This is a genomic window from Streptosporangium sp. NPDC000396, from assembly GCF_042898655.1.
In the GTDB taxonomy this organism is placed as follows: Bacteria; Actinomycetota; Actinomycetes; order Streptosporangiales; family Streptosporangiaceae; genus Streptosporangium.
The window spans coordinates 163422-174928 of the sequence record NZ_JBIAZA010000016.1 but is presented as its reverse complement, the minus strand read 5'-3'; the positions used below and the strand labels follow the sequence as shown (position 1 = coordinate 174928).

Genomic DNA, 11507 nt, shown 5'->3' with positions numbered 1-11507 from the left:
GTAAACCCTTGTCCAGGTAAATCGGTTCTTCCTACGATCATCCGGTGGTGTACTCCCCTGCACGACCTCGCCGCCGGATCCTGCCCTACCTCCTGGCCGTGGTGCTGGCCATCGCGCTGATCGCCGGGCTGCGCTGGTTCTTCGGCCGGGACGGAGACGCGGAGCCGAGCGCCTGCTCGGGCGATTCCGCGAAGATCCGGGTGGCGTCCTCCCAGGACAAGATCTGGATCCTGCGCGAGGTCGCCAAGGACTACAGCGGACGGACCGTGGCCGGGCGCTGCGCCGAAGTGGTCATCGACGAGGCCAACTCGGGCACCGCGATGCGGGCGCTCGCCAGGGGGTGGAAGGAGCCGGTCGACGGAAAGCGGCCCGACGTCTGGGCCCCCGCCGCCTCCGCGTGGGTGACGCTGCTCCGGCAGCAGGCGGCGGGCTCCGACGGCACCGTACCGGTCGCCGACGGCAAGCCGGCCCCGATCGTGACGGCACCGCTGGTGTTCGCGATGCCCAAGCCGATGGCCGAGGCGCTGGGCTGGCCGGGCAAGGCCGTCGGCTGGTCGGAGCTGGCCGAGCTGGCCGCCGACCCGAAGGGCTGGGCGAAGTACGGCCACCCCGAGTGGGGCCAGTTCAAGCTGGGCAAGACCAATCCCAACTTCTCCACCAGCGGCCTGAACGCCACCATCGGCGCCTACTTCGCCGCCACCGGCACCACTTCCGACCTGACCGCGGGTGATGTCGGCAACGGCAAGACCCGCGCCTTCGTCAAGGGCGTCGAGCAGTCGATCGTGCACTACGGCGACATCTCCATGACGTTCCTGGGCAACCTGTTGCGCGCGGACGACCGGGGCGAGGCGATGGCCTACATCTCCGCGATCACGGTCGAGGAGAACTCCGTCACCGACTACAACCGGGGCAACCCCTCGGGCAACCCGGCCACCCTGGGCAAGCACGCTCCGCCGCGCACCCCGCTGGTGGCCGTCAACCCCAAGGAGGGGACGCTCTTCTCCGACCACCCCTACGTCCCCTTGACCTGGATGGACTCGGCGAAGAAGGCGGTCGCCGACGACTTCCTGACCTACCTGCACAGCGGCCCGGTGCAGTCGAAGTTCCAGTCGTACGGCTACCGCAGCTTCGACGGCAAGCCGGGACCCCAGGCCACGAAGGAGAACGGCGTCATCCCCGACGCCAAGATCACCACGCTCAGCCCGCCCACCCCGGCCGTCCTGGACAAGGTCCTGCGGAGCTGGTCGGAGCTGCGCAAGCGGGCCAACGTGCTGATCGTGGTGGACAAGTCCGGCTCGATGGAGGAGGAGGCCACGGGGACCGGCCAGAGCCGCCTGGAGCTGGCCAAGAAGGCCGCGATCAACGCGCTGCCGCAGTTCCGGGGGGATGACAAGGTCGGCCTGTGGGCCTTCTCCACCAAGCAGGACGGCGACAAGGACTACCGGGAACTGGTCCCGATCGACTCGGTGTCGAGGGTCGGCCCGAAACTCCGCGAACAGCTCACCGGACTGACCGCCGGAGGCGGGACCGGGCTCTACGACACCACGCTCGCGGCCGTCGAGCGGATGCGCGGGGCCAAGGACACCGGGGCGATCAACGCGGTGGTCTTCCTCACCGACGGCAAGAACGAGAAGAGCGGAGGCAGCGACCTGGACAACCTGCTCGGCAGGCTCAACCCGGACGTGCGCCTGTTCACCATCGGATACGGCGAGGGCGCCGACCAGGGTGTGCTCAGGCAGATCGCCGAGGCCACCGACGGAGCGGCCTACGACTCCTCCCGGGCGGACACCATCGACCAGGTCTTCACCAGCGTGATCTCCAACTTCTGATCGCGTATCCGAATGCGGCAACTCTGACGAGGGTTCGTTCGTCGGATAGATACCGGCACCATCGGGAGGTCAGTTTGTACCAGCAGCCGCAGCGACGGCGCAGGAACTACGCTCCGTTCGTCATCGCGATCATTCTGGCCGGAACACTGATCGTCGGGCTGCGGCTGTTCATCGGGGATGACGGGGACGACCAGCCGACCGGGTCCCAGGGCACCGAACAGGTCAAGGCCTGCGGCGGTGACGGGATCACCCTGACCGTGGCCGCGTCGTCGGAGAAGGCAGAGCTGCTGCGCAAGATCGCGGCCGGCTACAACGGCCGGAAGGTCGGTGGGCGCTGCGCCGACGTCGTCGTGGAGACCAAGGCCAGCGGCGGCGCGATGGTGGCCCTGGCCCGCGGCTGGGACGAGCGCCAGGACGGTCCTCGTCCCGACGTCTGGTCCCCGGCGAGCAGCGGCTGGATCACCCTGCTCCAGCAGCGCAGTTCGGCGGCCGACACCGGTTCCCTGGTCTCGGCCGACAACCCGTCGATCGCCAAGACACCACTGGTCATCGCGATGCCCAAGCCGATGGCCGAGGCGCTGGGCTGGCCGGGCAAGGCCATCGGCTGGTCGGACCTGCTCGACCTGTCGGCCGGCTCATGGGCCAAGTACGGCCATCCGGAATGGGGGAAGTTCCGCCTGGGCAAGACCAATCCCAGCTTCTCCACCAGCGGCCTGAACGCCACCATCGGCGCCTACTTCGCCGCCACCGGCCTGTCGGGCGACCTGTCGGAGAAGAACGTGGCCGACGCCAAGACCCGGCGATTCGTGCAGGACGTGGAGCGCTCTATCGTGCACTACGGCGACACGACGCTGACGTTCCTGTCGAACCTCCAGCGGGCCGACGACGCGGGGGCGGGTCTCAGCTACATCTCCGCGGTGGCCGTGGAGGAGAAGTCGGTCTGGGACTACAACCAGGGCAACCCGACCGGCGACCCCAAGACGCTGGGCAAGCACGGCAAGCCCAGGGTGCCGCTGGCGGCGATCTATCCCAAGGAGGGCACCCTCTACTCCGACAACCCTTACGCGGTGCTGACCGCGCCGTGGGTGGATGACGCCAAGCGCCAGGTGGCCGCCGACTTCCTGGCCCACCTGCGGACCACCGAGCAGCAGGAGCGGTTCGCCGAGTTCGCCTTCCGGTCCCACGAGGGGAAGCCGGGCAAGCTGATCACCGAGGCGAACGGGCTGCTGCCCGCCGAGCCGAAGATGACGCTGAACCCGCCCGCGCCGAACGTGCTCGACAAGGTGCTCACCAGCTGGGCCGACCTGCGCAAGCCCGCGAACGTGCTCATGGTGATCGACGTCTCCGGCTCGATGGGCGCCCCCGTGCCCGATACCGGCAAGAACAAACTGGAGCTGGCCAAGCAGGCGGCGATCAACGCGCTGCCCCAGTTCGGCCCGCACGACAAGGTCGGGCTGTGGATGTTCTCCACCAAGCGAGACGGCGACAAGGACTACCTCGAACTGACCCCCATGGCCACCGTGGACGCCGTCCAGCGCAAGAAACTGCAGGCCAGACTCAACGGCCTGACTCCCGACGGCGGCACCGGCCTGTACGACACCACGCTCGCCGCCTTCGAGCACGTGCGCGGCCTGCACAACGGCGACGCGATCAACGCGGTGGTCTTCCTGACCGACGGGAAGAACGAGGACACCGGCAGCATCTCGCTGGAGAACCTGCTGCCGAACCTGCGCACCGAGACCGGCCAGGAGTCGGTGCGGATGTTCACGATCGCCTATGGCCAGGACGCCGACCTCGACGTGCTCGGGAAGATCTCCGAGGCGACCAGCGCGGCCGCGTACGACTCCCGCAAACCTGGAAGTATCGACCAAGTGTTCACCGCGGTGGTATCCAACTTCTGATGTCCCGACTCGTGGAAGAACTCCGAGATCCCTGGGGTCTGCTGCTCGGCGCGACCGCCGGCGGTGCCGCGTGGGCCGTCAGCGTGCACCCGGCCGCCGCCGGGGCCGTCGGAGTCACCGTCTGGCTGGCCAAGGCGGCCATCGCCGCCCTGCAGGGACGAGGCGACAGCCGTACCGCGCCGGTCGTCACCCCGGGCAGCCAGGAGGCCTACTGGCTGGGACGGGCGGGTTCGGCCGCGCACGGCTTCGGCGAGCTGAGCGCCTCGATGGAACGCGGCCCGCTGGCCGAGCGGATCGCGCTGATGCGGCCTCAGGTGGATGACTCGACGGCCACGCTGGAGCGCCTGGCCGAGCAGGCCTCGCTCACCGGCACCGCCCTCGCCAGGTTCGACCTCGACCATCTCGCGCGGGAGCACACGCGGCTGACGCGGGCCCGCGCGGAGGCAAGGAAAGAGCTGGTCCACGACATCGATCGCGCGCTCGCCTCGCTGGCCTCCCAGCAGGCCGTGGTCGACCGTCTCTCCGAGACCCGGGATCAGGTGCTCGCCCGGCTGGAATCGAGCACGATCAGCATCGAGGCGCTCGTCGCCCGGGTGGTGGAGCTGTCGGCGATGTCGGCGACCGGATCCCTGGAGTCGACCCGGGCGCTCGACGAGCTCGCCGACAACCTCGAAGGGGTCCGCCAGGGCCTGCACGAAACCGAACAGATCACCCGCGACGCGCTGGATCGGTAAGACGCGCCGGATCGATAAGGAGCCCCCCATGTTCAAGGTCATCCGTCGGGCCTGGCGTTATATGGTCTTCGCCCTGTCCGGCCGGCTGAACGAGCTGTCCGACCCCCGCATCCAGATCGAGCAGGCCATCCAGGAGGCCAAGGAGCAGCACCAGCGGCTGACCCAGCAGGCGGCCGCGGTCATCGGCAACGAACGCGAGCTGGAGATGAAGCTCACCCGCTCGCTGGAGGAGACCGAGAAGCTCCAGGCCAACGCCCGCCAGGCGATCCTGCTGGCCGAGCAGGCGAGGGCCGCGGGCGACGAGCGCAAGGCCCTGTCCTACGAGGACTCCGCCCGCGCCTTCGCCTCCCGGCTGGTGGCGGCGGAAACCGCGATGCAGGACGCCCAGCTCATGCACGAGCGGGCCAAGCAGGCTTCCGCCCAGGCCCGCGCGGCGGTCGAGAACAACGCCATGGCCCTGCAGAAGAAGATCGCCGAGCGGATGCGCCTGCTCTCCCAGCTCGACCAGGCCAAGATGCAGGAGCAGCTCAACAAGGCCATGGGCGACCTGTCAGGCCTCACTCCCGCCGGGGACACCCCGACCATGGAGGAGGTCCGCGAGAAGATCGAGAAGCGTTACGCCCGTGCCCTCGGCGAGGCCGAGCTGACCTCCAACTCCGTCGAGGCGCGGATGATCGAGGTCGAGCGCGCCGCCATCGACGTCGAGGGCGCCGCCCGCCTGGAAGCCATCAAGGAGAGCCTCGGTCTGAACAAGAAGCCCGAGATCGAAGGCTGAGGCGGATCGGCGGGCGCGTCTCAGCGGACGGGCAGGTCGTAGGTGCGGCGGACGCTGCTCTGGGCGACGCTGAGATCCGCGCCGTAGATGTGCAGCGAGATCGCCGTGCTGTCGCCGATGTTGCGGACCCGGTGGATGTCTCCGGGCGGGGCGAAGCCGCTGACCTCACCCACCTGGTTGGCGGTCTTGCCGATCACGGTCAGGTGGTCGCCGTCGAGGCGGTAGAGCGTCTCGTATTCGACGCCCTGCAAAACCCCGAACGCGCACCACGCGATGTGGTCGTGGATCACGGTCTCCTGCCCCGGCCTCCAGACCACGGCCGTTATCGAGAAGGCGGCCTCGGTGTGAAGGGTGTGGCCGACATAGCTGTCCGGGCTCCCGAGGCGTTCCTCCTCGGTGAGGATCTCCGGGGAGGGCAGCTTCTCGCGCAGCAGGTCGGCCACGGCGAAAGCCGTCGCCCGCGGGGTGGCGAACCTGCCGGTCAGCTCTCGGATCCCCGTGACCAGCTCCGCCAGGCCGGGACGGGCAAGTGTCATGATTCCCATGTCTCAAGAGTGCGCCCGCCAATACATAACGTCTAATGCCTATCTTTCTGCTTATTAATAGATAACTTTGATACATGCTCGATGTCGTACGGCTCCGCGTGCTCGCCGCCGTGGCCAGGCACGGCTCGGTCACCGCCGCGGCCAGGGAACTGCACTACTCCCAGCCCTCGGTCAGCCACCATCTGGCCAAGCTCGAAGCCGAGACCGGGGCCAAGCTGATCCAGCGGGTCGGCCGGGGCATCCGGCTCACCGAGGCGGGCCGCCTGCTGGCGGAGCGGGCCATAGAGATCATCGGCCGCATCGACTCCGCGTCCGCCGAGCTGTCGGCGCACGTGGGCCTGCGCGCGGGCCGGGTCAGGCTGGCCGCCTTCCCCTCGGCCCTGGGCACGTTCGTTCCGGAGGCCGCCGCCCTGCTCGCCAGGGACCACCCCGGCCTGGAGCTGCGCCTGACCGAGACCGAGCCGCCCGAAGCCCTGCGCATGCTCCGCGCGGGTTACGTGGACGTGGCGGTCATCTTCCGCTACGACGACACCGCCCCGGAGGCCGACGGCATCCGGCTGGCCCATCTGCTGGACGACCCCAGCTACCTGATCACCCCCGGCCGGACCGGCGACCTGTTCTCCCATCGCGACAGCCGCTGGATCGGAGGCTGCGACCGGTGCCGGAGCCATCTGCTCGACCTGTGCGACAGGGCGGGCTTCGAGCCGGAGATCGCCTTCACCACCGACGACATCGTCGCCGTCCAGGCCCTGGTCGCCGCAGGGATGGGGGTGACGGTCCTGCCCGGCCTCGCCCTGCAGGCGCACCGGCATCCGAAGGTCAACGCGATAGAGCTGCCCGGCTCGACCCGGCATGTCTACGCCGCCACCTACGGTGAGCCGCCCCACTCCCCGGCCACCGCCGCACTCCTGGCGACGCTCAGGACCGCCATATGAAACACAGAGGCGATCATGGGTACAGCGGCCCTACGATCGACATATGCCAGATTTGACGACGCTTGCTCTTTTCGCCGCCGCGACCCTCGCCCTGCTGCTCGTGCCGGGCCCCGCGGTGCTCTACATCGTCACCCGAAGCGTCGCCCAAGGCCGCAGCGCCGGGCTGATCTCGGTGCTGGGCATTCACCTCGGCTCCGTGGTTCACGTGGCCGCCGCCGCCCTGGGCATCAGCGCCCTGCTGGCCGCCTCGGCGACCGCGTTCGCCCTGGTCAAATACCTGGGCGCGGCTTACCTGGTCTGGCTGGGCATCCGCAAGCTGATGTCCCGCACGGACGGCGCGGAGACCGCCGAAGCGCCGGTCGTGACCAGGACCCGGATGTTCTGGGAGGGCTTCGTGGTCAACGTGCTCAACCCGAAGACCGCGATCTTCTTCCTGGCCTTCCTCCCGCAGTTCACCGATCCCTCGCGAGGCCCGATCGCCCCGCAGATCATGCTGCTCGGCCTGATCTGGATCGCCCTCGGCATGACCAGCGACGGCGCCTTCGCCCTGCTCTCCTCGGCCATGGCCGGTCGCCTGCGCCGTTCCGCCCGCGCCCGCCGCCGCCTGGACGTCACGAGCGGCATGGTCTATCTCGGCCTGGGCGCCGTCGCCGCGTTCACCGGCGAGAGCGCGGCGGCCAAGGCCTAGTGGTGCTTTGTCAGGTCAGCGCGATGTGATCGTGGCCGTGGTGGGGTGAGACGTCACGCCAGTCGATGCCGGCCCTGCGGGCTCGGTTCAGCGCGTCCGCGGTGCTGCCCGGCCATGGCCGTCCATGGCCGGGCAGCACCGTTTGCGGGCGGTGGAGGCCATGGAGGAGGACACACACGACAGGCCGGGCACGCTTAGGAGCATCTGCCGGCCATCTGCAACGCCGGAGGACGGAGGGGATCTCTCCGGGGCTGGTCACTCAGGCGCTGTGGCGTCGGTTCTTCCTCGCGGCGCGGCCGGAGTTCTTCTGGTCTTTCGCCACCTCGGCGACCGCCGCCGCGATCGCTGCGGCGATCTTCTCCTTCGAACGACCCCGTATGGAATTCCGAGTGTCTCTCAGGAGGGATTTGACCTCTTCTTGATCTTTAAGCAGTTCATTGTCAGGCAAGACGGACGATCGCACGTATTCGATGGGTTCTACCACGTAGACGCCATCTGGAGGATCATTCCTCAAGGCCGCTCCCGCCTCTCTATGTAACTGCATCGTCATTGAAGACGGTCTCCTTCCGCAAGAGCCTTCGGTAGGCGCTTGACCGGACGATCAGCTGGATCATGACATAGACGAGGTTGGCGCCAGACAAATAGATGAGTACGGACCACCACCATCCCACTTCGATACCCATGACGACGGTCGAATCACGAACCTGATACGCGGCATCCGCGGAGACGATGAAAAGGGCAGAGGCCGCCAGAGAAGCCAAACCGCCCAATATGAGCGAGCAGCGGGCGGCGAGCGATGCCCGGAGCACCGCTTCGCTGTCGGAGGAGAAGCCGAACCACGAGGCCGCGACCGCCGGAAGCACCAGGAGAATCGCCGGGATGTCGCTGTCGCGGGTCAGCCCCGTCGTCTCGGCGACGCCGACCGCGGTGATCAGCAGGAACGAGGTCACCGCCGTGATGGCGGCACTGGCCAGCGTGCCCGGCGGCACCTCCCCGAAAGAGGCGGCGAGCTTGATGTTGCGCTCCTGCAGGCCGGCGAACCCGCGCATGTAGAGGTGGGCGTAGTGCTGCCCCCTCTTGCGCAGGAGCTGGAAGTAAGGCTCGCTGTCGCCCGACGGCCGGACATGGCTGCACCCTCCGCGGCTGTCGGCCTCGAACTCCGAGGTGCTGAGCTTCCGTCCGCACTCCGCACAGCGCAGGGTCTGTTCCATCAAATACTGGGAGTCCGGAGCCTTCACCTGCAGGTGGTAGGACCTCGAGTTGTGCGCCATGCCGGGAGACAGGTAAACGGTCACCGGCCGGAGTCCCAGCATCAGCCGCAGCCAGTGACGAAGCTGCCTGGATTTGTTCGGCGGTATGGTCGTCCGGCAGTACGAGATCTGCAGGCGCCGCGAGGCATGCATTTCCGGCACGACCACGACGATGGGAAAGGCGTTCGCGAGCGTTCTCACGAACTCGCGCAGCCAGGTGACGCTCTGGGGCTCCAGGTCACTTTTCCTTCCGATGCCAAGGTGAAGGAGCCCGGCCTGGATGGTCTTCTCCGTCGTCCTGGGCGAAGCGGTGGCGTTTCCGCATATCAGCATGAGAAAAAGGGCCTCGGCCGTGTCGATCCCCTCCCCGTCGGCCTTCGCGTCACAGTTGATCTGCCGCAGCACCGCGTGGATCAGGAAGTGCAGCGAGGAGGAGATGAGCTGGAGCGTCTCCTCGTAGCAGAGGATGTCGAGGGCCTTTCCCTCGCGATCCTGAACGTGGAAGTTGTCGATCATCTCCTTCTTCGGGCAGTTCAATATGGGCACGTAGATCTCCGAGCCGGTTCCGGCCCCGTCACCGCCGCACCGGTTTCCCGCTCCGCCTCCGGGGCTCTCCTCCTCCCACGAGGCGTCCAGGAGCGCGTCCGACAGCGACATCTCGACCCTGACGTCCTGAACGATCACACGGCCTTCGAGGGAGACGGTCTCCACTGTTCGCATCCGCGATTTCTCCGGCTGGAGGATCAGGGAGACGAACATCGGCAGGGCGGCCATCTTCCTGGACAGGGCCGCCTCGGCGCGGAGGTCGAACACCCGCTCCAGGTCCGGGATGCTCACATCCAGAACCGACGTGTCGTCGTCTTCGGCCGCCGAAGCCGAGGAGGGCATCGCCCGCCTCTTGTATCGGTAGTTGATCGTGACGACGATCAGAATCGTCAGCAGCATCCACCCGGCGGCCACCCACGGTCGCAGCTGGAAGAGCGGTCGCACTTGATCCGAAGAAGTATCCGAATGCCGCCACGGCAATGGCATGAAGGCCAGCCATCCCAATACCCCGATCATGAACGTTGCGGCGGCGGAATGAATTTTGGACCAGCTCATCACGTGCTTGCGCAGCCTCTCTGACCTCACACGAACGGTTTCGCCTCATACGACATGGAGGAAATCGCTTCGATTGAGCACCAGGTTTACATGGTGAGAGAAAGAGAGCGCTTTCTTAATCAAACCGAAACCAGCAAGACAATAAACCCTAAACACCATTCCATAAAAATCTACACAAACCCGACAAAATGATCTTTACCCATTCTTGTCAAGTCTAATCACCTGCGTCTTGACAAAGATGGATTCACTCCGTCAAGACGCGTCTCCAGGGCCCAATTCGCCAATGCTCCAGCCCCGACTCCGATCCCGACTCCGATCCTGACTCCGGTTCCGGCCGAACGCGCGATCAGCATGTGCGGTCAGCCGTCGATCGTCTGGTAGGCCGTGGTCCAGAAGTCCCGGTGGAGGCGGAGCGTGTCCGGGGAGTCCATCGCCGCCTGGGTCAGCAGGATTCCGGTGAGCCCTTCGACCGGGTCGGCGTACGCCGTCGTGCCCAGGCCGCCGTCCCAGCCGAACTGGCCCACGGACGCCAGGTCGCGGCGGTGGGTGCGGACCGCCATCCCGAAGCCGAAGCCGCCATGCCTGCCGAAGTGGTCGCCGAAGACGTCCTTCTCGGCCTTCTGCTCCGGCGTCAGGCGGTCCGTCGTCATCAGCTCGACCGAGGCCCGGGACAGAATGCGTTCCCCGCCGTGTGTCCCCTTGTTCAGCAGCATCCGGTAAAAGGCGTGGTAGTCGTCGGCGGTCGAGACCAGCCCGTCGCCGCCGGCCTCGAACACCGGCGGTCGGCTGTACTTTCCGCCAGAGGCCTCGTCCCACACGATCAGCCCGCCGGTCTCCGGGTCGTGGGCGTAGCTGGTCGGCAGCCGGTGGATCTTGTCCGCGGGCACGTGGAAGCCGGTGTCCTTCATCCCGAGCGGGCCGAAGAGCCGCTCCCGCAGGAACGTCCCGAACGGCTGGCCGGCGACCCTCGCGACGAGCACGCCGAGCACGTCGGAGCCGGTGTGGTACTGCCACAGCGCTCCCGGCTGGTGCATCAGCGGAAGCTCTCCCAGCCGGCGGATCCACTCTTCCGGCCCGAATTCCGGCGACGTGGTGTCGAGGCCCAGCTCCCGTATCGCGACCTGGATCGGGTAGGTGTCCGGCGGCGCCAGCACCACCCCGAACCCGAAGGTGAAGGTCAGCAGGTCCCGCACGGTGATCGGCCGCAGCGCCGGGACCGTCTCCTCCAGCGGGGCGTCGATCCGCTTCAGCACCTGCCGGTTCGCGAGTTCGGGCAGCCACGTCTCGACCGGGTCGTCCAGCCGCAGCCGGCACTCCTCGACGAGGAGCATCACCGCCGTGGCCGTGATCGGCTTGCTCAGCGACGCCATCCGGAAGATCGTGTCGCGGCGCATCAGCGCGTCACCGCCCACGTGCATCGTCCCTATCGCCTCGACGTGCGTCTCGTCCCCCCGGCCGATCAGGGCGACCAGGCCGGGAACCGCCCCGGACTCCACATGCCCGGCCAGCACGTCGCACATCCGGCGCAGCCCCGCCTCCGACAGAGCCCCGCTCCGTCCGTCCTTCTCCTCCCAGCGCCCCTTCGACTCCCAGTTACCGTTCATGTCCCAAGTGCCTTTCATGTTCCAGCTTGCGTTCTTCGGCATGACTTCTCCTTCGATGTGCGTACGGCGTTCTCGTTATGCGAACACTGTACTCATGAGGAACGGCGTGCGCAAATGAGAACTATGTACGCAAGCCAAGCATTCC

At 67.4% G+C, this 11507-nt stretch carries 10 protein-coding genes; 6 read left to right on the top strand and 4 right to left on the bottom strand.

Annotation, left to right across the window (positions count from 1 at the left end; translation table 11 throughout):
• The first annotated feature begins 44 nt into the window (after positions 1 to 44).
• The 4 genes from ACFY2X_RS25935 (at position 45) to ACFY2X_RS25920 (ending at position 5239) form a co-directional block, all read left to right on the top strand.
• Positions 45 to 1829 carry a substrate-binding and VWA domain-containing protein gene (locus ACFY2X_RS25935; protein ID WP_389942223.1) on the top strand — a complete coding sequence of 595 codons (1785 nt, stop codon included), beginning with the start codon at positions 45 to 47 and terminating at the stop codon, positions 1827 to 1829.
• A gap of 74 nt (positions 1830 to 1903) precedes the next feature.
• Entirely contained in the window at positions 1904 to 3730 is a 1827-nt protein-coding gene (locus ACFY2X_RS25930) for an extracellular solute-binding protein (protein WP_389942220.1), read from the top strand.
• Positions 3730 to 4464 carry a hypothetical protein gene (locus ACFY2X_RS25925; protein ID WP_389942217.1) on the top strand — a complete coding sequence of 245 codons (735 nt, stop codon included), beginning with the start codon at positions 3730 to 3732 and terminating at the stop codon, positions 4462 to 4464. Before ACFY2X_RS25930 ends, ACFY2X_RS25925 begins: the two co-directional genes overlap by 1 nt.
• Positions 4465 to 4492: 28 nt before the next feature.
• A complete protein-coding gene (locus tag ACFY2X_RS25920; protein ID WP_389942214.1) occupies positions 4493 to 5239 on the top strand; it encodes a PspA/IM30 family protein in 747 nt (248 codons plus the stop codon).
• Positions 5240 to 5259: 20 nt separating this feature from the next.
• Here ACFY2X_RS25920 and ACFY2X_RS25915 read toward each other — a convergent pair whose 3' ends face one another.
• The gene (locus ACFY2X_RS25915; protein ID WP_389942211.1) at positions 5260 to 5784 is read right to left on the bottom strand and encodes a cysteine dioxygenase; all 525 of its coding nucleotides are present in this window, start codon (positions 5782 to 5784) and stop codon (positions 5260 to 5262) included.
• Between the two features lie 74 nt (positions 5785 to 5858).
• Here ACFY2X_RS25915 and ACFY2X_RS25910 point away from each other — a divergent pair, with 74 nt between their 5' ends.
• Together ACFY2X_RS25910 and ACFY2X_RS25905 are read left to right on the top strand one after the other, a co-directional pair.
• The gene (locus tag ACFY2X_RS25910) at positions 5859 to 6719 is read left to right on the top strand and encodes a LysR family transcriptional regulator (RefSeq protein ID WP_389942208.1); all 861 of its coding nucleotides are present in this window, start codon (positions 5859 to 5861) and stop codon (positions 6717 to 6719) included.
• A 43-nt stretch (positions 6720 to 6762) separates the two neighbouring features.
• Positions 6763 to 7407 (top strand): LysE family translocator, encoded by a 645-nt coding sequence (locus tag ACFY2X_RS25905; protein ID WP_389942205.1) that lies wholly within the window; start codon positions 6763 to 6765, stop codon positions 7405 to 7407.
• Positions 7408 to 7666: 259 nt separating this feature from the next.
• On the opposite strand, the gene ACFY2X_RS25900 is transcribed toward ACFY2X_RS25905, so the two are convergent.
• The 3 genes from ACFY2X_RS25900 to ACFY2X_RS25890 form a co-directional block, all read right to left on the bottom strand.
• A complete protein-coding gene (locus ACFY2X_RS25900) occupies positions 7667 to 7957 on the bottom strand; it encodes a hypothetical protein (protein WP_389942202.1) in 291 nt (96 codons plus the stop codon).
• Positions 7938 to 9602, bottom strand: a complete 1665-nt coding sequence (locus ACFY2X_RS25895) for a hypothetical protein (protein ID WP_389942199.1) — start codon at positions 9600 to 9602, stop codon at positions 7938 to 7940. The genes ACFY2X_RS25900 and ACFY2X_RS25895 overlap by 20 nt, the downstream gene beginning before the upstream one ends.
• A gap of 515 nt (positions 9603 to 10117) precedes the next feature.
• Positions 10118 to 11404: a serine hydrolase domain-containing protein gene (locus ACFY2X_RS25890; RefSeq protein ID WP_389942196.1), complete on the bottom strand. Its 1287-nt coding sequence runs from the start codon at positions 11402 to 11404 to the stop codon at positions 10118 to 10120.
• Positions 11405 to 11507: the final 103 nt, after the last annotated feature.

Excerpts from the sequence above, each read along its gene's own strand:
- ACFY2X_RS25915 (WP_389942211.1), bottom strand. The coding sequence starts at position 5,784 with ATGGGAATCATGACACTTGCCCGTCCCGGCCTGGCGGAGCTGGTCACG.
- ACFY2X_RS25890 (WP_389942196.1), bottom strand. The coding sequence starts at position 11,404 with ATGCCGAAGAACGCAAGCTGGAACATGAAAGGCACTTGGGACATGAAC.
- ACFY2X_RS25900 (WP_389942202.1), bottom strand. The coding sequence starts at position 7,957 with ATGACGATGCAGTTACATAGAGAGGCGGGAGCGGCCTTGAGGAATGAT.
- ACFY2X_RS25925 (WP_389942217.1), top strand. The coding sequence starts at position 3,730 with ATGTCCCGACTCGTGGAAGAACTCCGAGATCCCTGGGGTCTGCTGCTC.
- ACFY2X_RS25895 (WP_389942199.1), bottom strand. The coding sequence starts at position 9,602 with ATGCTGCTGACGATTCTGATCGTCGTCACGATCAACTACCGATACAAG.
- ACFY2X_RS25920 (WP_389942214.1), top strand. The coding sequence starts at position 4,493 with ATGTTCAAGGTCATCCGTCGGGCCTGGCGTTATATGGTCTTCGCCCTG.
- ACFY2X_RS25905 (WP_389942205.1), top strand. The coding sequence starts at position 6,763 with ATGCCAGATTTGACGACGCTTGCTCTTTTCGCCGCCGCGACCCTCGCC.
- ACFY2X_RS25910 (WP_389942208.1), top strand. The coding sequence starts at position 5,859 with ATGCTCGATGTCGTACGGCTCCGCGTGCTCGCCGCCGTGGCCAGGCAC.